This is a genomic window from Roseateles sp. (assembly GCF_036404855.1).
In the GTDB taxonomy this organism is placed as follows: Bacteria; Pseudomonadota; Gammaproteobacteria; order Burkholderiales; family Burkholderiaceae_C; genus Pelomonas.
Window position 1 is genome coordinate 1 of the sequence record NZ_DASWYS010000241.1, and the last position, 22,435, is coordinate 22,435.

At 68.8% G+C, this 22,435-nt stretch carries 22 protein-coding genes; 11 read left to right on the plus strand and 11 right to left on the minus strand.

Annotation, left to right across the window (positions count from 1 at the left end):
- Positions 1–1,507 (minus strand): IS3 family transposase gene (locus VGF12_RS15875; RefSeq protein ID WP_331177015.1). Its coding sequence is split into 2 segments (ribosomal slippage), with 1,508 coding nucleotides annotated over them: positions 1–691 and positions 691–1,507; the frame shifts between segments, so codons are not numbered across the junction. This gene is flagged as partial in the annotation.
- A gap of 300 nt (positions 1,508–1,807) precedes the next feature.
- Here VGF12_RS15875 and VGF12_RS15880 point away from each other — a divergent pair.
- Positions 1,808–3,682 (plus strand): phosphoenolpyruvate carboxykinase (GTP), encoded by a 1,875-nt coding sequence (locus VGF12_RS15880; protein ID WP_331177016.1) that lies wholly within the window; start codon positions 1,808–1,810, stop codon positions 3,680–3,682.
- A gap of 103 nt (positions 3,683–3,785) precedes the next feature.
- On the opposite strand, the gene VGF12_RS15885 is transcribed toward VGF12_RS15880, so the two are convergent.
- Positions 3,786–5,486, minus strand: a complete 1,701-nt coding sequence (locus VGF12_RS15885) for a hypothetical protein (RefSeq protein ID WP_331177017.1) — start codon at positions 5,484–5,486, stop codon at positions 3,786–3,788.
- Positions 5,487–5,702: 216 nt separating this feature from the next.
- Between VGF12_RS15885 and VGF12_RS15890 the strand changes: the two genes are divergently transcribed.
- Positions 5,703–5,993, plus strand: a complete 291-nt coding sequence (locus VGF12_RS15890; RefSeq protein ID WP_331177018.1) for a hypothetical protein — start codon at positions 5,703–5,705, stop codon at positions 5,991–5,993.
- On the opposite strand, the gene VGF12_RS15895 is transcribed toward VGF12_RS15890, so the two are convergent.
- A complete protein-coding gene (locus VGF12_RS15895; protein ID WP_331177019.1) occupies positions 5,990–6,526 on the minus strand; it encodes a DUF924 family protein in 537 nt (178 codons plus the stop codon). The two genes, VGF12_RS15890 and VGF12_RS15895, sit on opposite strands and share 4 nt — an antisense overlap.
- Before the next feature lie 5 nt (positions 6,527–6,531).
- Positions 6,532–6,753 (minus strand): hypothetical protein, encoded by a 222-nt coding sequence (locus VGF12_RS15900; protein WP_331177020.1) that lies wholly within the window; start codon positions 6,751–6,753, stop codon positions 6,532–6,534.
- A gap of 121 nt (positions 6,754–6,874) precedes the next feature.
- On the opposite strand from VGF12_RS15900, the gene VGF12_RS15905 reads away from it, so the two are divergent.
- From VGF12_RS15905 to VGF12_RS15935, 7 genes are all read left to right on the plus strand, one after another.
- Entirely contained in the window at positions 6,875–7,771 is an 897-nt protein-coding gene (locus VGF12_RS15905; RefSeq protein ID WP_331177021.1) for a MoxR family ATPase, read from the plus strand.
- A gap of 4 nt (positions 7,772–7,775) precedes the next feature.
- Positions 7,776–8,939, plus strand: coding sequence for a vWA domain-containing protein (locus VGF12_RS15910; RefSeq protein WP_331177022.1), 1,164 nt, complete (start codon positions 7,776–7,778; stop codon positions 8,937–8,939).
- Positions 8,940–9,055: 116 nt separating this feature from the next.
- Positions 9,056–9,376 carry a BON domain-containing protein gene (locus tag VGF12_RS15915; RefSeq protein WP_331177023.1) on the plus strand — a complete coding sequence of 107 codons (321 nt, stop codon included), beginning with the start codon at positions 9,056–9,058 and terminating at the stop codon, positions 9,374–9,376.
- 64 nt (positions 9,377–9,440) lie between these two features.
- The gene (locus VGF12_RS15920) at positions 9,441–9,992 is read left to right on the plus strand and encodes a carbon monoxide dehydrogenase subunit G (protein ID WP_331177024.1); all 552 of its coding nucleotides are present in this window, start codon (positions 9,441–9,443) and stop codon (positions 9,990–9,992) included.
- A 136-nt stretch (positions 9,993–10,128) separates the two neighbouring features.
- A complete protein-coding gene (locus VGF12_RS15925) occupies positions 10,129–11,211 on the plus strand; it encodes an acyltransferase family protein (protein WP_331177025.1) in 1,083 nt (360 codons plus the stop codon).
- 201 nt (positions 11,212–11,412) lie between these two features.
- Positions 11,413–14,208: a PAS domain S-box protein gene (locus VGF12_RS15930; protein WP_331177026.1), complete on the plus strand. Its 2,796-nt coding sequence runs from the start codon at positions 11,413–11,415 to the stop codon at positions 14,206–14,208.
- Positions 14,209–14,221: 13 nt separating this feature from the next.
- Positions 14,222–14,611, plus strand: coding sequence for a DUF488 domain-containing protein (locus VGF12_RS15935; protein ID WP_331177027.1), 390 nt, complete (start codon positions 14,222–14,224; stop codon positions 14,609–14,611).
- On the opposite strand, the gene VGF12_RS15940 is transcribed toward VGF12_RS15935, so the two are convergent.
- The 4 genes from VGF12_RS15940 to glpK form a co-directional block, all read right to left on the minus strand.
- A complete protein-coding gene (locus VGF12_RS15940) occupies positions 14,608–14,847 on the minus strand; it encodes a hypothetical protein (RefSeq protein ID WP_331177028.1) in 240 nt (79 codons plus the stop codon). The two genes, VGF12_RS15935 and VGF12_RS15940, sit on opposite strands and share 4 nt — an antisense overlap.
- Before the next feature lie 34 nt (positions 14,848–14,881).
- Entirely contained in the window at positions 14,882–15,577 is a 696-nt protein-coding gene (locus VGF12_RS15945) for a YafY family protein (RefSeq protein ID WP_331177029.1), read from the minus strand.
- 72 nt (positions 15,578–15,649) lie between these two features.
- Positions 15,650–16,045, minus strand: a complete 396-nt coding sequence (locus VGF12_RS15950) for a VOC family protein (protein ID WP_331177030.1) — start codon at positions 16,043–16,045, stop codon at positions 15,650–15,652.
- Between the two features lie 78 nt (positions 16,046–16,123).
- Positions 16,124–17,590: a glycerol kinase GlpK gene (gene glpK, locus VGF12_RS15955; protein WP_331177031.1), complete on the minus strand. Its 1,467-nt coding sequence runs from the start codon at positions 17,588–17,590 to the stop codon at positions 16,124–16,126.
- 27 nt (positions 17,591–17,617) lie between these two features.
- Between glpK and glpD the strand changes: the two genes are divergently transcribed.
- Entirely contained in the window at positions 17,618–19,084 is a 1,467-nt protein-coding gene (glpD, locus tag VGF12_RS15960; protein WP_331177032.1) for a glycerol-3-phosphate dehydrogenase, read from the plus strand.
- Here the strand turns inward: glpD and VGF12_RS15965 are convergent.
- Positions 19,068–19,640: a hypothetical protein gene (locus tag VGF12_RS15965; protein WP_331177033.1), complete on the minus strand. Its 573-nt coding sequence runs from the start codon at positions 19,638–19,640 to the stop codon at positions 19,068–19,070. The genes glpD and VGF12_RS15965 overlap by 17 nt on opposite strands.
- Before the next feature lie 151 nt (positions 19,641–19,791).
- Between VGF12_RS15965 and VGF12_RS15970 the strand changes: the two genes are divergently transcribed.
- On the plus strand, positions 19,792–20,757 hold the full coding sequence (locus tag VGF12_RS15970; protein ID WP_331177034.1) for a DMT family transporter: 966 nt from the start codon (positions 19,792–19,794) through the stop codon (positions 20,755–20,757).
- On the opposite strand, the gene VGF12_RS15975 is transcribed toward VGF12_RS15970, so the two are convergent.
- Complete coding sequence (locus VGF12_RS15975) at positions 20,732–21,499, minus strand: metallophosphoesterase (protein ID WP_331177035.1); 768 nt, start codon at positions 21,497–21,499, stop codon at positions 20,732–20,734. The two genes, VGF12_RS15970 and VGF12_RS15975, sit on opposite strands and share 26 nt — an antisense overlap.
- Positions 21,499–22,260: a UPF0149 family protein gene (locus tag VGF12_RS15980; protein WP_331177036.1), complete on the minus strand. Its 762-nt coding sequence runs from the start codon at positions 22,258–22,260 to the stop codon at positions 21,499–21,501. Before VGF12_RS15980 ends, VGF12_RS15975 begins: the two co-directional genes overlap by 1 nt.
- Between the last annotated feature and the right edge of the window lie 175 nt (positions 22,261–22,435).

The following is a 22,435-nucleotide window of genomic DNA, read 5'->3' on the forward strand; positions in this document are numbered from 1 at the left end:
CGCCGCCGATGCTGGGCGGGGCTGCGAAAGCCCAGTGAACTCTTGATCCGAGCCTCGTTGTACCGGCGGATGTAGGCGTCCACCGCCGCCACGAACTCCTCGATGGTCTTCGTGAGCCAGTCGCGAGCGAAGAACATCTCGGTCTTGAGCCGACCGAAGAAGCCCTCGCACGCCGCGTTGTCCGGTGAGCATCCCTTGCGTGACATCGAGCGGACCAGCTTGGCGTCAGCGATTCGAGCCAGCCAGCCTGGCCACCGATAGTGACCACCGCGATCGGAATGCACCACGGGCCGCTCGCCACTGGCAGCGACCTTGTCGATCGCTGCATCCAGCATCGTGTTGACCAACTCGGCGTTCGGCCGCGTGCCGATCGACCAGCTCACGACCATGCCGTCGAAGCAATCGATCATGGGCGAGAGATACACCTTGCCAGCCGGGATCTGGAACTCCGTGATGTCGGTGAGCCACTTCTCGTTCGGCGCACCGGCGCTGAAATCGCGGTTCAGCACGTTGTCGGGCGCTGGACTGATCTCGCCCATGTAGGAGCCGTACCGACGACGCCTGCTCGTCGCGGCGACCAAGCGCTCCTGCTTCATCAGACTGCGCACGACCTTTTCCGAGACGTTGACGCACTGATCGCTCAGCGATGCGTGCAGTCGCCTGTAGCCATAGCATCGGTAGTTGCGCTCAAGATGTTGGTCATGGCCTGGCGAACGCCGGCGTACTTGTCGGCCACACCGAGTCGGGCCCGATGGTAGAAGTAGGAACTGCGCGGCAGGTCCACTTCGCAAAGCAGCTCCGTCACGGTGTAGCTGGACCTCAGGGCATCAACCAGCAGCGTCTTCTCCCGGTTCGTCAGGGGCTGCTGATCGATGCCCAGCTCTTTTTTTAAGAGTTCATTCGCCTTCTTCAGCAGGTCCTTCTCGAGCTGCAGCCGCCGGATGTCCTGTCGCAGCGTCTCGAGCTGCTGTTCCAGGTCAGCTCGATCTGAGCTTGCAGGGGCGCCTTGCTTGCGCTTCATAAATGCGGGTGCGTCGTGGCCGAGCAATTGATTCTTCCACTTGTACAGCGAGCCCCGTGACACGCCGACCTCGTCGGCCACAGCCTGCGCGCTGGCCGGGCGCGTGCAGAAGGCAATGACAGCAGACTGTTTGGCTTCGGGCGCCAGCTCCTGCGACCGACCAACGACGCGCGGGCGCTGCGGATGAAGCTCTTGAAGCCACGCGGACAGCAATGACCGGCAGGGATAGCCAAGCGCCTTGATCGTCGCCGCGATGGACCGGCCGTGCTCGAGGCAATGCTCGACAGCGCGTTCCTTCTCCGCCTGGGAAAACTTCGCCGGCCGCGTGTAGCCAGCACGCAGTTCGTGGCTCTGTTCGTACTCTCGGTACCAGGTCTTGAGCGCGTTCTTCGTCGGATATCCCAGCTGCCGGATGGTCAAGCCGATGCGCTTGCCCAGCTTGACGTACAGCTGCACGGCTCGAAGCCGGTCCTCGTATGAATACATGAACTACCTCCAGGTAGTCCAAGAAATCGTCCGCATCCCCCAAAGTTCAGAGATGAATGGTTTTCGACAGTTGCATCGAATTACACGGAACCTTCGCGCAAACCCTAGGTCCACTTCGCGAGGCGCGTGCGCCGGAAGGGCGCTCCAGCATGGCGTTATTCCTGTTTTGCATGACCCCACCAGCCTCGGTGGTTACGGCGTGATTACATTGGATTCGACAATCCGCGCCCAGGGCCCGGTGTGCTTGGGCCAGCTCCGCACGGCTGACCCAAACACATCCCCATGATCGGAGCCACCACAATGAACCAACCGCTGATGCAGGGCTTGCGCCTGAATCTGCCCACTTATGTGAAACACGCCCGGCTGATCGCCTGGGTCGCCGAGATCGCCGCGCTGACGGAGGCGGCCGACGTCTACTGGTGCGATGGCAGCGACGAGGAGTACCAGCGCCTGTGTGACCGGCTGGTTGCGGCCGGCACTTTCAAGAAGCTCAACCCCGCATTGCGCCCCGGCAGCTACCTGGCCAATTCCGACCCGAGCGACGTCGCCCGTGTCGAGGACCGCACCTTCATCTGTTCGGCCAGGAAGGAAGACGCCGGCCCGACCAACAACTGGATGGCCCCGGCCGAGATGCGCTCGCTGCTGCAAACCGGCGAGCAGGCCCTGTTCAAGGGCTGCATGCGCGGCCGTACGCTGTATGTCGTCCCCTTCAGCATGGGCCCGCTGGGCAGCCCCATCGCCCATATCGGCGTGGAGCTGAGCGACAGCCCCTATGTGGCCGTCAACATGCGCACGATGACTCGCATGGGCCGCGCCGTCGTTGAACTGCTGGGCGCCGATGGCGAGTTCGTTCCCTGCGTGCACACCGTGGGCGCGCCCCTGCAGGCCGGCCAGGCCGACGTCTCCTGGCCCTGCAACAGTACCAAGTACATCGTCCACTTTCCCGAGACGCGCGAGATCTGGAGCTATGGCTCGGGCTACGGTGGCAACGCGCTGCTGGGCAAGAAGTGCTTCGCACTGCGCATCGCGTCCACCATGGGCCGTGACCAGGGCTGGCTGGCCGAGCACATGCTGGTGCTGGGCGTGGAGAGCCCCGCCGGCAAGAAGATGCACGTGGCTGCCGCCTTCCCCAGCGCCTGCGGCAAGACCAACTTCGCGATGCTGATCCCGCCGCAGGCCTTTGCCGGCTGGAAGATCACGACCATCGGCGACGACATCGCCTGGATCAAGCCGGGCGCCGATGGTCGCCTGTACGCGATCAATCCCGAGGCGGGCTACTTCGGCGTCGCACCGGGCACCAACCGCCACACCAACCCCAATTGCATGGACAGCCTGGCGCGCGACGTGATCTTCACGAACGTGGCGCTGACGGACGACGGCGACGTCTGGTGGGAAGGCATGACGGACACGCCGCCGGCCCATTGCATCGACTGGCAGGGCAAGGACTGGACGCCGGCCATCGCGAAGGAAACTGGCGCCAAGGCGGCCCATCCCAACGCGCGCTTCACGGTCGCCGCGACCAACAATCCAGCCCTCGACGCCAACTGGGACAACCCCGCCGGCGTGGCCATCGACGCCTTCATCTTCGGCGGCCGCCGCTCGACGACCGTGCCGCTCGTGACCGAGGCACGCGACTGGACCGAGGGCGTCTACATGGCCGCCACGATGGGCAGCGAGACCACCGCCGCCGCTGCGGGCCAGCAGGGCGTGGTGCGCCGCGACCCGTTCGCGATGCTGCCGTTCATGGGCTACAACATGGCCGACTACTTCCAGCACTGGCTGGATCTTGGCGCCAGGCTCGAGGCTTCGGGCGCCAAGCTGCCCAAGATCTACTGCGTCAACTGGTTCCGCAAGGGCGCCGATGGCAAGTTCGTCTGGCCCGGTTACGGCGAGAACATGCGCGTGCTGAAGTGGATGCTGGACCGTCTGGAAGGCCAGGGCGGCGGCGAAGAGCATGTGTTCGGCGTCACGCCGGGCTATGGCGACCTGAACTGGGACGGCCTGAACTTCTCGCAGGACAAGTTCGACATCGTGACCCGCATCGACGCCGCTGAATGGCATGCGGAGATGAAGCTGCACGACGAACTGTTCGCCCAGCTGGCCTACCACCTGCCTGCGGCGCTGCCGGCCGTCAAGGCACGCATCGAGGAACGCCTCGCTCGCGAAGCCGGCTGAACGATCGTTTCACCTGTCCGGTGAATCTTCAACGGGCGCCCCCTCGGGCGCCCGCTTTTTTTGGGCGCCACACGTCGGCAAGCGGGCGGGCCGGCTGGCTCCTTCAGGGATATGCCTTCAGCGTCGCGGTGTTGCTGCCCCCTTTGCAGCGCGCCGGCTCGCCGGCATCGTTGACGATGCGCTCGATGCCGCCTTTGTCGACCAGGCAGACGGTAATCATGTGGTGGAAACGCACGCCCGGCCGGGGCGGCGCCTCGATGGCCCGATCCAGCACGACGTCGGGCTTGAGAAAGACGCTGTAAACACCCAGCCCCCATGCCTCGTGGCGCGTCACCGAGTCGGCCACCTGATAGGCCACGTGGCCGCGGCCGGTGGCACTGCGCCACGCCGACTGGGTGGGTGGGTCGTATGGGAGCTCGGATTGGTAGAAGTAGACCCGTCCGCCGTTGCCCTGCCATACGACCTGTGCCTTCTGGAAATGCTCAACGAAGAGGCCGTAGATCGTCACGTCCTCGCCATTCACCCAAAGGCCGTGAGCCGCGGGGTTGCTCGTCCAGCCGACACCGGCGCCGTGGTCGGCGCGCCAGATCCAGGTGTGGTCCACCAGCGTATCGTGCGCGTTGATGCGCAGCGCCGTCGTCACCTGCCCGGTGGCCGCGCCGCCGACGCGGAAGAACAGGTCGTGCAACACGATGGGGTCGGCTCTGTGGCGCTGCTTCGCGCCTTGCGGCGCCACCTCCATCAGCACACCGGAGTCGGCCTGGCCAGCATCCAGGAACAGCCCGGAGATGGTCAGCCCGCTCACGTCCGCCGTCCTCAACAGCGGCTGGCCGTTGTCCGACCGCAGCGTCGGAAAGCCGATGCCCAGCACGACGGTACCCGCGCGGTTCACTTCCAGCGTCTCGGTCAGAAGGTACTCGCCCGGCGTGAACAGCAGATGCCGGCCGGCAGCCAGTTGGGCGTTGAGTGCGGCCGCCGTGTCGCCGGGCCGCGCGATGTGGAACTGCCCGATCGGCAGTGTCCGTCCCGGCGCCATCGCGCCCTTCGCCCAGGAGATGCCGGCGCTGTCGCGTCGCAACGCCGGCACACGCACGGCATAGCGGCCATTGGCGCCGATGAAGAGGTACGGCTTCTCACGCACCAGCGGCGTCTTCTCCACACGCGTGTAGCGCATGCCCGGCGTCGGGAATTCGCCCTCAGGGGCGCCCTGCACGCCGACGAAGACCATGTTCCAGTTCGAGCCCGTCCAGCTGCCCCAGCGGCTATTGCGCGAAATCCATTGCTGCTGCGTCGCCGAGTCGACGCGGCCGTCCACCAGCACGTCCGAGAACCAGCCGCCGCTGGCCCAGCCATTGCGCTGGTTGAGCCGGATGTTGCCGCGCACATGCATGCGCCGGAATGGGATGGCTTGAGACACCGCCCATTGCATGGTGTTGTCGCCGATGCCCAGTGTCGGCGTCACGGAGAAGTTCTCGGCGCCCCGCCAGAAGTTCTGCGTCGCGTTGTCGTTGTCGAGGAACGCCGTGGAGCGTAGGTCGCCAATGACGTGCACGTCGTCCGGATGCGCCCCAAGGCCCAGCACCTGGGTGTAGAAGCCCACCGGGATTCGCAAGTTCTCGTAGGTGCCCGGCTTGAGCAGGATGGCGTCGCGCCGCGGGCCGAAGTGGTTGGGCTGCTGGGCCGCGTAGATGTCGTCTATTCGCTGCTGCAGGCCTGGCGCGGCCGGGTCAAGGATGTGCACGTGGGGGCCGAAGTCCGGCACGTCGCCTGCCACGGCCTGGGTCACCAAAGCGGCAGTCAGCATCCCGCCTGCCACTAACCGCACCGCTACGTCTCCGACGCTGGCCGCACCTGTCCTGCAACTCATGTCCCGTCCTCGTCCATTTTCATTTTTGGAATCGGTTCCAAACCTTGGATTGGATCATGACGAATGCGCTCGGACATCAGGGTTACGCCGGGCGCCACCGGCGCACAATGGCCATCACTTGCGCAGCCTATCCAAAGGCGAGGAGGCCGGAAGATGAACCAAGGCTTCGGTCATGAACTGCCCTCGCGGCACGCCCAGCAGGAACACCGCCAGGTCTCCCGCTACCTGATCGTCATCGCGTCCAGCGCCGGCCCCGTGGCCAAACTTTTTCTCGACAGCCGCGAGCAGGTTGGCGAGTTTGACGCTGGCACCGAAGAGGTCGCCGTCATGACGCAGAACGCGTCAGCCTCGACCGGCGCAGGCGGCCCCGAGTGGGACAAGGCCCTGCGCGGCCACAGCACCGACGAGCGAGCCGCGGCGGTGGTCTACCGGCTGGACATCTAGAAGCCGGAACCCGGGAGGGTCAGGAAGACCTCTTCCTCCGGCGTCGACGCGCGGCCCAGGATGGCGTTGCGGTGCGGATAGCGACCGAAGCGATCGACGATGACCTTGTGCTTGAGCTCGAACTCATGGGTGTGCTGCGGCGCGCGCTCGCGCATCAACGGCTCGCCCACCGCATGGATGGCGGCGGACTCGCTGTGCATGTAGGGCAGGTAGAGGAAGGCACGCCGCTCGATGGGCAAGGCCAGGTCGGCGCCCCCGGCCACCGCTTCCTGCGCGAGAGCCAGCGCCAGCGAGTCTCGCGCGAACGCCAGTGCCGTGCCACGATGGATATTGCGCGCGAACTGGTCCAGCACGAGGACCTCGGCCAGGCGGCCCTCCGGCGTCGCGCGCCAGGGGTAGAGCTCACAGCGCGCGGCTTGCTCGTGCAGCGCGCCGAAGCGGTCGCGGATGAGCGTGTCGAACGCTGGGTCGACCTTCCACCATTGGGCGGGCTGGATCTCCTCGAACCAGAAGCGCAGAACCGCGTCGTGCATCGGCTTCAACCCTTGCGTCCGCCGAACAGCAGCAACAACCCGCCTACCGCGATCGCGCCCACGCCCAGCCATACAGGCAGGTTCACCTCCTCCTTCTCCTTGGCCGACAGCTCCAGCGGCCCGAGCTTCACGACGGTGCTGTCCTTGGTGTAGCTGAAACCCCCGGTGGCCAGGCTGGCCGCGCCGGCGACGAGGAGGATCACGCCGACGATCTTGGTGAAGTTCATGACTGGCTGGATGCGCGTGGATGAGGCGACCAGCTTAGGGCATCGCCCTGTCGCCGTGTTGAAAGCCGACATTCCAACGCGCGCCGCATACTTGCGGCACCCACTCACCCGAGAGGCCCGCGTGCTCAATTCCGCCCCGGACAGCATCGACGCCGTCGCCGAAGGCCTGCAGGCCCAGGCTTACCTGCCTTCGCGCGAGCTGGCCACCGCCGCCTTCCTCGCGTTGCGCCTGGAGCGCCCGCTGCTCCTGGAAGGCGCGCCCGGAACCGGCAAGACGGCCATCGCCGCTGCGCTGGCCGCCGCGCTGCAGCGGCCCCTCATACGCCTGCAGTGCTACGAAGGCCTGGACCTCGCCGCCGCCGCCTACGAGTGGAACTACGCGAGGCAGATGCTGGAGATCCGCCTCGCCCAGGCTCACGAAGGCAATCGCACGGCGGACGAACTCTTCGCGCGCCGCTTCCTCATCGAGCGGCCGTTGCTGCAGGCCCTGACCACCGCGCCTGCCCCCGTCCTCCTCATCGACGAGCTGGACCGCGCCGACGCACCCTTCGAGGCCTTCCTGCTGGAGTTCCTGGCCGACTTCCAGATCACCGTGCCCGAGCTGGGCACGATCGTGGCCGCCACGCCGCCGCTGGTCGTCCTGACCAGCAACCGCAGCCGCGAGATCCACGATGCCGTCAAGCGCCGCTGCCTCTACCACTGGGTGGACTTTCCGGATGCCGCGCACGAGCTGGCCATCTTGCGCGCCCGCCTGCCTCGCATCGAGCAACGACTGGCCCAGCAGGTCGTCGCCTTCGTGCAAGGCCTGCGCGCGCTGGATCTCTACAAACTGCCCGGCCTGGCCGAGACGCTGGACTGGTCGCGCGCGCTCATCGAGCTGAACGCCGTCAGCCTCGACCCCGCCACCGTGCAGTCCACGCTGGGCGTGCTGCTCAAGTACCAAGATGACATCGTCCGCGTCCAGGGCAGCGAGGCCGCGCGCCTGCTGGCGGAGATGCGCGAGCACGCACGGGCCTGAGGCCGTGGACAGGCTGGCGGAGAACGTCCTGCATTTCGGTCGCGTGCTGCGCGCCGCGGGCCTGCCTGTCGGCACGGACCGGCTGCTGCTCGCCGCCCGGGCACTGGAAGCCGGCGGGCTGGCCTCGCGCACCGACTTCAAGGCGACACTGGCCACCTGCCTCGTCGACCGGCCCGAGCACCGGCCGCTGTTCGAGCAAGCCTTCCATGTGTTCTGGCGCGACCCCGACCTGCTGGGCCGCATCATGGCCCTGCTGTTGCCCGAGGTCGAGGCGCGCGCAGCCACACCGCCGCCATCCGAGAACCGTCGCCTGGCCGACGCCCTGTTCGCGCCGCGCCCCGCGGCGGCGCCCCGCACCGAGCAGGTCGAGGTCGAAGCTCGTCTGGACGCGGGCGACCGCGAGCTGCTGCAGCGCCGCGACTTCGACACCATGACGATCGCCGAGTGGGATGCCGCACGGCGTGCGCTGGCCGCGCTGCAGCCGACGCTGGCACGGCGCCTGACACGCCGCCACGATGCGGCTCCGCGCGGTCGCATCGCCTGGCGCGCCACGCTGCGCGCCGAGGCCCGTCACGAGCCGGCACCGCCGCAGCGCGAACGCCCTCGCTCGCGCGCCACGCCGCTGGTGCTGCTGGTCGACATCTCGGGCTCCATGGGCCGCTACTCGCGCGTGCTGCTGCACGTGGCTCATGGCCTGCTCAATCCGGGCCCCGGATTGCGCGAGCGACCCACCATCGAGGCGTTCGTCTTCGGCACGCGGCTGACGCGCATCACACGCCAGCTGCAGGGCCGCGACCCCGACGCCGCGCTGGCCGCAGCAGCGGCGGCCGTGCCGGACTGGGCCGGCGGCACCCGTATCAGCCACAACCTGCGTGCCTTCAACCGCGACTGGGCGCGCCGCGTGCTGGCCGGTGGCACCGCCACGGTACTGCTGGTCACCGACGGGCTGGAACGCAGCCACGACGGCGACACGCCCGACCTCGCTCGCGAGGCAGAGCGGCTGCGCCTCTCATGCCGGGAACTGTTGTGGCTCAATCCGCTGCTGCGCTTCGACGGCTTCGAGCCACGCGCCGCTGGCGTGCGGGCGCTGCTGCCCCAGGTGACCCGCCACCTGCCCGTGCACAACCTGGACAGCATCGACCACCTGCTGGACGCGCTGACACGCTGAGCTGCCGTCCTACATCCAGGCGGCACACCGTCTGCCGCGCTGCGCCAGGCGCCCTGCCTAGATTCTGGTTTCAGCGGTGCGCATCGGGTGCTGCCGCTTGCGCTGAAAGGACTTCCATGAAGATCTCGAAACTCGCCTCGCTCCTCATCGTTGGCGCCCTCGTTGGGCCACTCGCCGCCCAGGCGGCGGACAAGCCCGCCGGCACGACCAAGACCTGGGTCAAGGACTCAGTAGTGACGACCAAGATCAAGGCCCAGCTGGCTGCGAGCAAGGTGTCGTCGCTGGCCATGGTCCACGTCGAGACCGATGCCGACGGCTGGGTGCAGCTGACTGGCAAGGTGGCCACCCAGGCCGAGAAGGACCGCGCCGAGGCCATCGCCAAGGCGGTGGACGGCGTGAAGTCAGTCGACAACCAGCTGACCATCACCGGCAAGTGACGCCGGCACATGGCCCGCCACGGCGGGCCGTGTGTTTTCCTTCGCCGGCCGTCAGAATCGACGCATGAACCTGACCGGCCAGCAAACCCTGCCCGTCGCCCAGGCCGAGGCCTGGGCGGCGCTGAACGACATCACGATGCTGCAGGCCGCCGTGCCCGGCTGCGAGGCCATCACGCCGGCCGGCGACAACGCGTTCGATGTGCTGATGGCCGTTTCCATCGGCCCGGTCAAGGCCAGGTTCAAGGGACGGCTGCAGCTGTCGGACCTGGTGCCACCGCAGAGTTACCGCCTCGCCTTCGACGCCTCGGGGGGGGCTGCCGGCCACGGCAAGGGCCAGGCCCTCGTCGCGCTGGAGGCCCTGGCACCCAGGCAGACGCGACTGACCTACGAGGTGACCGCCAGCGTTGGCGGCAAGCTCGCGCAAATCGGCTCGCGCCTGGTCGACCTCGCCGCGCAGAAACTGGCCGAGGATTTCTTCGCCCGCTTCCAGGCCGGGCTGCTGGAACGCCATCCGCCAGCCGTGCCCGCGACCGTTCAGGTGCCTGCGACCGCCCCGGCAGCAACGCCGAACCTGCTGCGTCGCCTGCGTGATTGGCTGCGCCGCCTGGTCGGCTGAAGTGCCTCACCCGGCGGTGGCATCCGCCGCTTGGTGACCACCTGAAACAACGGGGTTTCCCCAGGGGCGGCGCCGGTACAATTTCACATGTCCGAAACAACGGGCCTGCCTCAGCGCAGGCCCGTTCTTTTTCGTCATGTCCCACTGTTCCCGCCGCCTGCCGCACATCGACGTCCTGAAGGCCCTGGCCGCCCAGGTCATCGTGCTACACCACCTCGTCAGCTACGGCCCTATCGCCCGCTCCGCCCACGAAGCCCTGCCATGGCTGGCCGGTGCCATGCATCAGTACGGCCGCATGGCAGTGCAGATCTTCCTGGTCGTGGGTGGTTTCCTGAGCGCACGCGGCCTGTCCCCGCGCGGCAGGGCCCTGCAGGCTCCTTTGCCCGAGCTGCTGTGGCGACGCTACCTGCGCCTGACACTGCCCTTCCTCGCCGCGCTGGCGCTGACGCTGGGAGCCTGCGGCCTCATCTCTTCCTCCTGGCCCGAGCTGGTGCCGGCCGGCATTGGCCTCGGACAGCTTCTCGCCCACGCGCTGCTGCTGCACGACGTGCTCGGCTACGAGGCGCTGACGGTGGGCGCCTGGTACGTGGCCATCGACCTGCAACTCTTCGCGCTCCTTGTCGGCCTGCTGTGGCTGGCACGGCGCGGCTGGCGCCATCCCGGTCGCCTCGTCGTCGGGCCGCTGCTCGTCGCCGCCCTGGTGCTCGCCTCGGCCTTCGTCTTCAACCGACAGCCCGAGCTGGACGCCTTCGCGCCCTACTTCTTCGTGTCTTACGGCCTCGGCGCACTGGTGCACTGGCTGGGTCTGTGGCAGCACCGCCACGCCGGCCTGGTGTTGCTGGCCGTGGCAATGGGTGCTGCACTGCTGCTGGACTGGCGCGACCGCCTGGCCCTCGCGCTCGCAACGGCGCTGTGGCTGGCCTGGGCGCAGCAGCGCCACGCCGAGGGCCGGCCACTCCTGCCGGCATCCTGGGCCGAGGTGCTGGCCCGCGCCTCGACGCCGTCCTATGCCCTCTTCCTCCTGCACTTCCCGGTGCTGCTGCTCACCAACGCATTGCTGACCCAACTGCCCGGCGCGACGCCGGAAGTCGGACTGATGCTGCTGCTGGCCACCTGGCTGGTGGCCAACTGCCTGGCGGTGCCCTTCCACCGCTGGGTGGAGGCGCCGGCCGCGCGCCTGGACCCGTTGGCCTGGCTGCCGCGCCTACGCGCGGCGTGAACGGCGGCCCGTGCAAGCGGCGAACAAGCCCTCCGCGCGCGACGGGTCTGCGCGGCAGACCCAGGAAACCACAAGAGGCGGCACCGCCCCTGCGTGCTAATGTCGCGCGCAGCCACGAGGACGCGTTTCCGATGACGATTCCAACCCAGGCCGCCAAGGACAAACCCTTCTGCGACAGCATGCGCGCAAGCGATGGTTTCAGTGCCGACTGACGCCCTCGACTCGCGCGACACGCTACAGGACAAGGCCGCACGAACGCTGGTCGCCATCGTCAGCATCGTTGGCGCGACAGCGGCCGCGGCCGGCCTGATGCTGCACGCGTCCAGAGGCGCCCTGCCCTGGGGCGACCAGCGATTCACCATCGGCGTGACCCTGCTGGCCCTGGGCGGTCTGGCGGCGCTGGTGCGCCGGGCCGGCTGGCTGCGTCTGGCCATGACGCTGGTGCTGGGGGGCACCCAGCTCAGCCTGGTCGCCCACTCCGTGGCCACCGGACTTGGCGTGCACACCTTGGTGCTGGCCGCCAGCCCCGTGCTGATTGCCGTGGCGGGCGGCGTCGCTGGCAGCGCCGCCGCCCTCGCGCTGGCCGCGCTGCATGTCGCCGCCATCCTCGGCCTGGCTGCGCTCGAAACCCATGGCTGGCTGCCTGGCCGGATCGTCGCGCTGCAACCGTCGGTACAGGGTAGGGTCATCGGTCACCTGCTGATCACGGTCGGCGGGCTGGCCTCGGCCCTGCTGCTCAACCGCATCCTGGGCGCCGCACTGCGGCGCGCCATCGGAGAGGAGGCCCGGCTGGCGCGCCTCGTGCAGGCCGCGCACAACTGGGCCTGGGAGGCTGACGCGCAGTTCCGGGTGACCCACCTGTCCGACGAGTTCGAGGCGCTGTCGGGCCACAAGCGCGAGGACTTCCTGCGCATGGGCCAGCCCGGAGGGGCTGCCCTCGTGAAGGACGCCGAGTTTCAGGCGCTGCTGGAGGACATTCGCGCCAAGCGCGCCTACCGCGACCGCATCAATGGCTTTCGCGCGCCCGATGGTCGGCTGCTGTGGACGCTGAGCTCGGGCGAGCCCGTCTTCGACGCCGCCGGTCGCCACACCGGCTGGCACGGAGTCAGCCACAACATCACGGGCGAGCGCCTCGCGCTGCAGCAACACCAGCGCACCGCCAGCATGCTCGATCGCGTGCTGCGCGCCAGCCCCGACGCCATCTGCGTGGCCCACATCGAGGATGGCCGCATTCGCTTCGCAAACTCAGGCTTCTGCACGCTGGCCGGCCTGTCTCGCGACGAGCTGATGGGCCGGTCTGCCCGCGAGTTGGGTCTATGGCCCGACAGCACCGAGCCGCGGCGGCTGGCCGCCGCGCTGGCCGACTCCGGGCTGGTGCGCGATTTCCGCTCGGCCATCCTGGTCAACGGCCAATGGCGCGACCTGCTGGTGTCAGCCGCGTCGCTGGACTGGGACGGCGAGCCCGCGACGATGATGATCGCGCGCGACATCACAGACAGTGAGCGGGACCGCATCGAGGCCGAGGCCATCCTCGACCACGCCAGCATCGGCATCGCGTTGACGCGTGGCGAGCGCTTCGAGCGAGTGAACCGCCACTGGCAGGAGATTTTCGGCGGCACCGAACCCCGGCTCGCCGCCGGGCAGGCCGGCCTGCCTTCCGCCCAGCAGGTGGCCAGCGCCGCACAGGCCTTTGAGCGCGACTTCCTCCACCCCGAAGGCCAGCGCATCACCGTGCAGTTCAATGCCCGCGGCCTGCCGGCCACGCTGGCCAGTCGCAGCGAGGACGATGCCGACCGCGCGACGCTATGGCTTGCCGAGGACGTCACCGAGCGCCGCCGCCAAGAACGCGAGCTGCAGGCCGCCAAGCAGCAGGCCGAGGGCGCCAGCCACGCCAAGAGTGCCTTCCTCGCGACGATGAGCCATGAGATCCGCACGCCGCTGAATGGCGTGCTGGGCTTGGCGCGCCTGCTGCAACAGGGTGGCCCCGCCGACGACCACCGCGACAAGTACCTGGCCCACCTCGTCGGCGCCGCCGAATCGCTCAACGAGATCGTGTCCAATGTGCTGGACTTGTCGAAGATCGAGGCAGGTCACCTGGAGCTGGAGCAGATCGAGTTCGACCTGCACGCGCTGGCCCAGGCCAGCTTCGAGGGCTGCGCGGCGCTGGGCCGCGAGCGCGGGCTGGACATGCAGATCGAGCTGGCGCCGGGCCTGCCCCGCCTCGTCATCGGCGATCCGCTGCGGGTTCGCCAAATCATGGCCAACTTCCTCGTCAACGCGCTGAAGTTCACCGAGCACGGCCACATCCGGCTGAAGCTGTCGGCGGCCGACACCGACCGCGTTCGCATCGTCGTCGCGGACAGCGGCATCGGCGTTCCGACGGAGCTGCAGGGCCGGCTCTTCCGCCCCTTCGCGCAGGCCGACGACTCGACGACTCGGCGCTTCGGCGGCACCGGCCTGGGCCTGTCCATCTGCCGCGAGCTGGCCACGCGCATGCAGGGCCGCGTGGGCGTACAGAGCGACGGCGTGCATGGCTCCAGCTTCTGGGCCGAGCTGGCCCTGCCCACCGCGCTGACCGTCGACGACACGGCATCCCGCATGCGCATCCCGCTGCCGCCGCGCCACCCGCTGGCTGGCCAGCGCCTGCTGGTCGCCGAGGACAACCCGGTCAATCGTCTCATCATCACGGCCCTGCTGCAGCGCCTGGGCGCCGAGGTCGTAGAGGCCGAGGACGGCGAGCAGGCCATCCACCTCGCCCGCGAGCAGGCTCAGCGCCTGGATGGCGTGCTGATGGACCTGCACATGCCCAAGGTCGACGGCCTGAAAGCCACGCAGCTGCTGCGCGCCGACCCGGCGACGGCCCGCTTGCCCATCCATGCCTTCACCGCCGCTGTGCTGGACCAGGAGCGCCAGGCGGCGCTCGCTGCCGGCATGAACAGCTTCATCGCCAAGCCGGTGGCCGAGGATGAAGTCATCCGCGTGCTTGGCCGGCACTGAAGAGGAGCGCCGCATGCCCATCCGCATCGTCAGGCTTGGCAGCCCGAGGGCCGAGGGCGAAGGCACGCGCGTCGGCACCGTACGCCGCCCGCCGCGCGGCGTGCCCAAGGCGGAGTTCGCATCACGCGACTTCTACGACGTGTGGTTCCCCACCCTCGCGCCCAGCCTGGAGACCATGAAGCTGGGGCAGGCCGCCGGGACGGCGGCGGAGTGGAACGTCTTCCAGAGGAAGTACCGTGCCGAGATGGCCCGGCCCGACGCCCAGCATGCGCTGGCGCTTTTGGCCACGCTGTCGGCACAGGCGGACTTCTCGGTGGGCTGCTACTGCGAGGACGAGGCGCGCTGCCACCGATCGGTGTTGCGCGCACTGCTGGCAGAAAAAGGGGCGGCGGTGGTTGACTAGCTAGCGCCCATCTCCGCACCAGGACCGCCCACCCCGGTCATGGCGCGCTTCTGTGCGCGTCCCACAGCATTCGCCCAGTCTGTCCACAGTGCTTCATCAGCAGGCATGCCATCTGCCAGCAGATTCATGCTTCCCAGCAAGACCCCGACGTCGTCGGCGCCCCCGCGCTCGTCATACTGCTCCAGGAACAGGAACATTGCCGCATAGGCCTGCTCCATGGTCAGTTCAGTGTTCATCGCGGCACGCGCCTGCTGCCGACTGATCGGCATATCAAGCCCCCCCGTGTTCCTGGGCTTCGCGCTGCCGGTTCATGTCCACCAACGTCTTGCCCGCCTCGTCTCGGAAGGTCTCCTCCAGCACCTGAAGCGTCTCGACCCGGTCGACGCGGAAGCTGCGGAAGTCGTTGCGGAGCTCGCACCAGGCGGCCAGCGTCCAGACCGGCCCCCAGAACAGGCAGGCCAGCGGCCGCACGACTCGCTCGCTCCTCACACCGCCGAGGTCCAGATAGCCCACCTTGAGCTTGCGCCGCGCCTCGGTGGCCTCGCGCATCGCAGTGAGGTGGGCGCTGGTGGCCGGGTCCAGCGCCGGCAACGGCGCGTACAAGGCCAGGCTCTCGGCCGCAGCCCGTGCGTCCAGCGGCAGCACGGCGAGGATCTTCGAGAGCGCGTTTTCGGCCTGGCGGGCCAGCGCTGCATCCAGGCGCGACTCGGACATCCGCACCGTCGCGACCAGGGCTTGGGCCTCCTGCTTGCTGAACATCAGCGGCGGCAGGTCGAAGCCCACTCGCATGCGGTAGCCCACGCCGGCCTCACCCTCGATAGGCACGCCCTGCTGGCCCAACGCCGCGATGTCGCGGTAGACAGTGCGCATGGACACCTCCAGCCGCTGCGCCAGGTAGTCAGCCGTCGTGAGGCGGCGTCCACGGATGAGCTGGACGATCTGGAATAGGCGGTCGGCGCGGCGCATGGGCGGACATTGTGCGGGAGCGCGGGCATGCCCGCCGCCGGCCCGGATCCCATGGCGCACGTTCCGGCGGGCTCAGCCCATGGCCGTGCAGAGCTCGACCAGCGTGCCGTCCGGGCAGCGCACATAGGCCACCGTCTGCCCCCAGGGCTTGGTGACCGGTGCGGCCAGGGCGCGGGCGCCCGCGGCGACGGCACGGTCGTAGGCCGCCTGCACGTCGTCCACCGCGAAGCCGATCTCCATGCCCAGCGGCTTGTCGCTGGCGTCGGCGGCGACATAGTCGTGCTGCACGCTGTCGCGCGCAGTCGCGTGGTCGACAAAGGCCAGCTTGGCGCCGGCGCCGCCAGTCTCGACCTCTCCGTAGGCTCCGCTCTCGTGCAGGAAGCGCGTCTTCAGGCCGAAGGCGCGGTCGAAAAAGGCCAGCGACGCGCCCACGTCGGACACGTAGACCAGGGTATAGGCGAAGTTCATGCGGGCTCCTTGAGATTGAAAACCCGCATGCTGCAGGGGTCCACTGCCAGGGCTTGTCAGCAACGGCGCGGCAGCGCGCTAACCCGCCAGCACCTGGCGCACGGCCCGTTCCCACTGCGCCATGCGCGCGCCGGCCTCGTCTCGCGACATGCGTGGCTCGAAGGCGCGCTCCAACTGCCAGATCGCGCCGACATCCTCGGCAGATTCGTAAAGACCGCAGCCCAGCCCGGCCAGCAGCGCGGCGCCCAGCGCCGTGGTCTCGATGACGCGCGGACGCAGCACGGGAATGCCGAGCAGATCGGCCTGGAACTGCATCAGCAGGTCGTTGGCGCTCGCGCCGCCGTCCACGCGCAGTTCCGTCAGGCGTTCGTGCGCGCCCACGTCGGCATTCATTGCGGCCAGCACGGCCGCGCTCTGGAAGGCGATGCTCTCCAGCGCCGCATGGGCGATGTGAGCCTGCGTCGTGCCTCGCGTGAGACCCAGCAGGGCGCCTCGCGCGTCGGGCCGCCAGTAGGGTGCGCCCAGCCCGGCAAAAGCTGGCACGAAGACCACCCCTCCCGCGTCGGGCACGCTGCTGGCCAGCGCCTGCACCTCACTGCTCGAGCGCACGGCGTGCAGCCCGTCGCGCAGCCACTGCACGACAGCGCCACCGACGAAGACGCTGCCCTCGAGCGCGTACTGCGCGGTGGCGTCAACCTGGGCCGCGCGTGTCGTCACCAGGCCTTGCATGGACGTGCGCGCCTGCGTTCCGGTGTGCATCAGCAGGAAGCAGCCGGTGCCGTAGGTGTTCTTGGCCTGGCCCGGGGCGAGTGCCGCCTGGCCGAAGAGGGCGGCCTGCTGGTCGCCGGCGATACCCGCAATGGGCACGCCGAACTCCACGGCCTGACCGAAGTCGCCGGCCGACGGTCGCACCTCGGGCAACAGGCTTCGGGGGATGTCGAAGGCGGCGAGCAGCTCGTCGCTCCAGTCGCCGCGGCGGATGTCGAACAACAGCGTGCGCGAGGCATTGCTCGGGTCGGTGGCATGCACCTGGCCGTCAGTCAGCTTCCACAGCAGCCAGCTGTCGACGGTACCGAAGGCCAGCTCGCCGCGGGTCGCACGCTCGCGGGCGCCAGGCACGTTGTCGAGAAGCCAGCGCAGCTTGGTCGCGGAAAAATAGGGATCCAGCAACAGGCCGGTGAGCTCGCGAACGCGCGGCTCCAGCCCTTGGCGCTTCAGCTGCTCGCAGAAGTCCGCTGTACGCCGGTCCTGCCAGACCAGCGCCTTGTGCAGCGCCCTGCCGGTCTTGCGGTCCCACAGCACCACCGTCTCGCGCTGGTTGGTGATGCCGATGGCGGCCACGCGCACCTTTGCCTCGGCCAGCGCCTCGCGGGCGCACTCGACCTGGTGGGTCCAGATCTCATCGGCGTCATGCTCCACCCAACCCGGCTGCGGGAAGTGCTGGGGCAGCTCACGCTGCGACACGGCCAACAGCCGGCCCGCACGGTCGAAGATCAGCGCCCGCGAACTCGAAGTCCCCTGGTCCAGTGCGAGCAGAGCATCCATGGCGGCCGTTCACTTAGAGTGGTCGATATGGATGATTTTGACGTCGTGGTGGTGGGGGGTGGCATCAACGGCACGGGCCTGGCGCGCGATCTGGCCGGGCGCGGCTGGCGAGTGCTGATGGCGGAGGCACAAGACCTGGCTCAGCACACCTCGTCCAGCTCCACCAAGCTCATCCACGGCGGCCTGCGCTATCTGGAGACTTACGAGTTCGCGCTGGTCGCCAAGGCACTGCAGGAGCGTGAGGTGCTGCTCAGGAGCGCCCCGCACATCATCCGGCCGCTGCGCTTCGTGCTCCCGCACGCGCCGCACCTGCGGCCGGCCTGGATGATCCGCATCGGCCTCTTCCTCTATGACCACCTCGCCCGGCGCGAACTGCTGCCCGGCTCCCAGAGCCTGAAGCTCACCGGCACGGTCTATGGCGCAGCGTTGCGGCCCGAGTTCAGGCGCGGCTTCGTCTACTCCGACGGCTGGGTGGACGACGCCCGATGTGTGGTGCTGAACGCGATGGATGCCCGCCAGCGAGGCGCCGAGGTCGTGACGCGATGCGCGGTGACCGAGGCCAAGCGCAGCGCCGAGGGCTGGCATCTGACGCTGGAGGGTGGCCGACGGCTGCGCAGCCGCGCGCTGGTCAACGCGGCCGGACCGTGGGCCGAGAGCTTCCTGCGCGGACAAGGCCTGCCGGCGCACGGCATGCGTCTTGTCAAGGGCAGCCACATCGTTGTGCCGCGGCGCTTCGCGCACGACCACGCCTATATCTTCCAGAACCCGGACGGCCGCATTATCTTCGCCATTCCGTACGAAGGCAGTTTCACGCTGATCGGGACGACCGACGTGGAGCTGCCGGACGACGGACCACCGCCCGACCGCGCCGAGATCAGCGCGGCCGAAGTGGACTACCTGTGCGAGCAGGCCAGTCGGTATCTGGCCGAACCCGTGCGGCCAGCCGACGTGGTCTGGAGCTATGCAGGCGTGCGCCCGCTGTTGGACGAAGGCGGCTCGGCCTCGTCCGTCACGCGCGACTACCTGCTGGAGGCCGACACGGCGGGCGGCGCGCCGATGCTCAACGTTTGGGGCGGCAAGCTGACGACCTATCGCAAGCTGGCCGAGGACGGCGCCAGCCAGCTCGGTCGCCTGCTGGGCGATGTCCGCAAGCCCTGGACCCAGGGTGCCAAGCTGCCCGGCGGCGATCTCGGCTCGCACGGCATCGACATTGATGGCTTCATCGCCGCCCTGCACGCTCGCCATGCCGGCCGGTCGGCATCACTCGTCGCGCGACTGGCGCGCGCCTATGGCAGCGGGGCCGAGGTGCTGCTTGCGGCCGACGCAGGCGCAGAAGTGGCCCCAGGCCTGTTCGAGGTCGAGCTGCGTCACCTCGTCGAGCAGGAGTGGGCCTGCAGCGCCGAGGACGTGCTGTGGCGACGCAGCAAGCTCGGCCTGCACTTCACGGCCGCGCAACGGGAGGCCGTGGCGGCCTGGTTCAGAACGCGAGCTTGAAGCCGGCAGTCGCCAGCCGCGAGTTCGCGCCGCCGAGCTGGCGGGCCAGCGACGCGTCGACGAACAGCCTATCCGGCCATAGCCCCACACGCAGGGCCGCGCTGGCCCAGGGTCGGCCGCGGTCGTCGCCGAAGACCTCCGCCATGGGTTGCCAACGTCCTCCCCCGCCCAGGCCGGTGTGCTCCGCGGCTAGCGCCCAGATCGTGCTGCGGCGGCGCAGCAGTTCGTCGCGCTGGTGGCCGAGGTTCGCATGCACGACCCAGTCGCCCGCCAGCGGCGCGCTGGCCACGAGCATGAGGCCTGCACCGCTGCGCCGCCACGCCGCAGCGACATGACGGTGGGCAAGGCTCCAGGCCAGCGTGATCCGAGCCTCGTCACCGCGCCAGACTTGAGTCTTGCCCCCCAGCGCGAGTTCACGCGGCCGGATGGCCTGCAACGCGATCTCACTGCTGCCGCCGATGCCGCAGCCGATCTGCAGGCTGGTCTGGCGCCGGGCGGCCTGCGGGTCGCGCCAGTGGCTGTGCGCGCCTTCGATCTCGCAGGCTCGCGGATCCATGATGTCGGCATCCTCGGCCTGCAGCGGCCGGCCTGCATGGACTGGGCTTACGGCAGCCAGGAGGCAGGCGAGGGCAATAGCGCGCGGGCGATGCATGGGGCGCGAAGCCTAGCGGGTCTGTGTGAAGGCCGCATGGGTGATGATGCCGTTCATGCTTCTTGGCCTGCTGTTCGCCCTTGCCGCCGGCTTGATGTGGGGACTGGTCTTCGTCGCACCTGTCATGCTGCCCGGCTACGCACCGGCGCTGCTGACGGTGGGCCGGTATCTGGCGTTCGGGCTCATCGCCCTGCCGCTGGCCCTGCTGGACCGTCGCGTGCTGCGCGAGCTGCGGGCCTCGGACTGGTGGGAGGCAGCCAAGCTCAGCCTGGTCGGCAACTTCCTCTATTACCTCTGCCTGTCGGCGGCCATCCAACGCGCCGGTGCGCCGCTACCGACCATGATCATCGGCACGCTGCCCGTCGTCATCGCCGTCTGTGCCAACCACCGCAACCGCGTGCGCGACGGCCACCTGCCGTGGCCGATGCTGGCGCCGTCGCTGGCGCTGATAGCCGCGGGTCTGACCTGCGTGAACCACGACGAGCTGACCGTGCTGCAGTCGCAGGCCGGCGACCTGCGCCGCTACGCCGAGGGTGCCCTGCTGGCCATCGCGGCCGTCGCCTGCTGGACGTGGTACCCGATCCGCAACGCCGACTGGCTGCGCGCGCACGCTGATCGCAGCCCACGCGCCTGGGCGACGGCCCAGGGCCTGGTCACGCTCCCCATGGCGCTGCTGGGCGTGCTGCTGCTGGGTGCGGTGCATCTGGCCGCGCCGGGCGTTCTGATTCCGGCCGACTACGCGTGGCCGCTGGGCGAGAAGCCCTTGGCCTACGTGGGCCTGATGGTGGCCATCGGCCTGTGCTCGTCCTGGCTGGGCACGCTGTGCTGGAACGAAGCGAGCCAGCGCCTGCCGACCTCGCTGTCCGGCCAGCTCATCGTCTTCGAGACGCTGGCAGCCCTGGCCTACGCCTTCACGTGGAAGCAGCGGATGCCGCCGGCGGCAACGTTCTCGGGCGTGGCGCTGCTGGTGGCGGGGGTGGTCTTGGCGCTGCGCATCAAGCCGGTGAAAACACCTCAATGACGCGGTGACCGTCGAAGCCGTCGGCCTCGCCGCGCTTCATGTGGCCGCGGGCGTTGCTGACGACTCGGGTGGCGCCCATTCTGTAGTCATGCCGGCAGTGCAGATGGCCGTGCAGCCAGAGGTCTGCGCCGGGCAGCAGGTCTTCGTCGTTGTTGCAGAAGCTTGCCGTGCCGGGCTGGCGACCGTAGCGTGGGTCGGCGCTGCGCAGGCTGGGCGCGAAGTGGGTGATGGCGACGGTGGCGTCCCACTCGCCCGCGCGGGCCAGCTCGCCAGCCAGCCAGGCTCGGCTCTCCAGCGCCAGCGCACGCACAGCGTCCACGCCGAAGACCTCGCCATGGCGCGTGGCCTGCATGACCTTCTGGAAATAGCCGCCGGCCCGCATCGCACGCTCGCGGCCCGCGGGACCGAAGGCGTCGAAGTCGCACCAGCGCGTGCAGCCGATGAACCGCACGCGGCGGCCATGCGCGTCGGGGATGACAACCGACTCGTCGTCCAACATGCGCAGTCCGACGTTGTGCACATGCACGCGCAGGGACTCGCGCGCCAAGTCCACGTCGCGCTGGTCGAACTCGTGGTTGCCAGGCACGAACAGCACCGGCACGGGCCAGCCGCGGAACAGCTCGAAGCTCCGCCAGGTCGTGTCGATGTCGCCGGCCAGGACCAGCAGCTCGGCGTCGGGCGCGGGCGTGGGCTCGTAGCTCTCAGTCTCCAGGTGGAGGTCCGAGAGCAATTGCAGACGCATCAGTTGCTACCGTGGCACTGCTTGTACTTGCGGCCGGAGCCGCAGGGGCAGGGATCGTTGCGCCCCACCTTGGGCATGTCGCGACGGATGGTGTCGACGCGGTAGCGTTCGGCTTCGGTCAGGTCGGCCAGGTCGGCCACCGTGACAACCAGCTCCTCGATGGCCTCGTCCAGGTCCTTCAGCGGATGCTCGCGGTTCAGCGTCGCGACGACTTCCTTCTCCTCGGGCGTCTCGGCCGGCAGGTGACGGTACAGGCGGGCCATGGCCGCTGCGACGTCTTCGTTGGGCAGGTCGGCCAGTTCCGGGAAGCACAGGGCCGCATGCTGGAAGCCGGCCACCCAGGGCATCAGCGCGCGCGAGATCGGACCCAAGGCGTCGTAGCTGGCGCGGGCTGAGCGCTCATCCTCGCTGGCGTCCTCCGGCAGGGGATCGGGCGTCACCGTCTCGTCCACGTCGAGGATGACGGGATCGAACCAGCTATCCTCGACGAGGCTGCGGTTTAACGCCGCGTGGCGCCGCTCGACGAGCTGGGTCAGCTTGTCCAGCCAGCCCGCATCCACCGTCTCGGGCAGCAGGCCGCCGTCGTAGTCGAAGATGTTGGGCAACCACTCATCGGACTCGATGAGGCGGGGCTGCACGATGACGCCGCAGAGGTAGCCGTCCAACATGGAGGCGTCCAGCGGCTGCAGCGGCTCGGGCGTGGCGGCGAGAAGTTCGTCGAGTTCGGCGAACTCGGCATCGGTGAGGTCGTGGGTGCTCATGGAGGCGGATTGTCGGCGTTCATCCTCGCCCGGCAAGGCTGGCCATCGGCATCCGACCCGATCAGGGCGGAATGCCGAAGATGCCATCGATGTCAATCCCTCCACACACTGGTGTTTACCCAAATGACATCGATAACATTTGCCCTCAAAGTCCGGCCCATCGAGAGTGGCGACG

What these genes read in the sequence shown, in the direction of transcription:
- VGF12_RS15980 (WP_331177036.1), bottom strand. Translation starts at nt 22,260, where the DNA reads ATGAGCACCCACGACCTCACCGATGCCGAGTTCGCCGAACTCGACGAA.
- VGF12_RS15970 (WP_331177034.1), top strand. Translation starts at nt 19,792, where the DNA reads ATGCTTCTTGGCCTGCTGTTCGCCCTTGCCGCCGGCTTGATGTGGGGA.
- VGF12_RS15900 (WP_331177020.1), bottom strand. Translation starts at nt 6,753, where the DNA reads ATGAACTTCACCAAGATCGTCGGCGTGATCCTCCTCGTCGCCGGCGCG.
- VGF12_RS15920 (WP_331177024.1), top strand. Translation starts at nt 9,441, where the DNA reads ATGAACCTGACCGGCCAGCAAACCCTGCCCGTCGCCCAGGCCGAGGCC.
- VGF12_RS15885 (WP_331177017.1), bottom strand. Translation starts at nt 5,486, where the DNA reads ATGCTGACTGCCGCTTTGGTGACCCAGGCCGTGGCAGGCGACGTGCCG.
- VGF12_RS15895 (WP_331177019.1), bottom strand. Translation starts at nt 6,526, where the DNA reads ATGCACGACGCGGTTCTGCGCTTCTGGTTCGAGGAGATCCAGCCCGCC.
- VGF12_RS15890 (WP_331177018.1), top strand. Translation starts at nt 5,703, where the DNA reads ATGAACCAAGGCTTCGGTCATGAACTGCCCTCGCGGCACGCCCAGCAG.
- VGF12_RS15975 (WP_331177035.1), bottom strand. Translation starts at nt 21,499, where the DNA reads ATGCGTCTGCAATTGCTCTCGGACCTCCACCTGGAGACTGAGAGCTAC.
- VGF12_RS15950 (WP_331177030.1), bottom strand. Translation starts at nt 16,045, where the DNA reads ATGAACTTCGCCTATACCCTGGTCTACGTGTCCGACGTGGGCGCGTCG.
- VGF12_RS15945 (WP_331177029.1), bottom strand. Translation starts at nt 15,577, where the DNA reads ATGCGCCGCGCCGACCGCCTATTCCAGATCGTCCAGCTCATCCGTGGA.
- VGF12_RS15915 (WP_331177023.1), top strand. Translation starts at nt 9,056, where the DNA reads ATGAAGATCTCGAAACTCGCCTCGCTCCTCATCGTTGGCGCCCTCGTT.
- VGF12_RS15965 (WP_331177033.1), bottom strand. Translation starts at nt 19,640, where the DNA reads ATGGATCCGCGAGCCTGCGAGATCGAAGGCGCGCACAGCCACTGGCGC.
- VGF12_RS15940 (WP_331177028.1), bottom strand. Translation starts at nt 14,847, where the DNA reads ATGAACACTGAACTGACCATGGAGCAGGCCTATGCGGCAATGTTCCTG.
- glpD (WP_331177032.1), top strand. Translation starts at nt 17,618, where the DNA reads ATGGATGATTTTGACGTCGTGGTGGTGGGGGGTGGCATCAACGGCACG.
- glpK (WP_331177031.1), bottom strand. Translation starts at nt 17,590, where the DNA reads ATGGATGCTCTGCTCGCACTGGACCAGGGGACTTCGAGTTCGCGGGCG.
- VGF12_RS15880 (WP_331177016.1), top strand. Translation starts at nt 1,808, where the DNA reads ATGAACCAACCGCTGATGCAGGGCTTGCGCCTGAATCTGCCCACTTAT.
- VGF12_RS15925 (WP_331177025.1), top strand. Translation starts at nt 10,129, where the DNA reads ATGTCCCACTGTTCCCGCCGCCTGCCGCACATCGACGTCCTGAAGGCC.
- VGF12_RS15935 (WP_331177027.1), top strand. Translation starts at nt 14,222, where the DNA reads ATGCCCATCCGCATCGTCAGGCTTGGCAGCCCGAGGGCCGAGGGCGAA.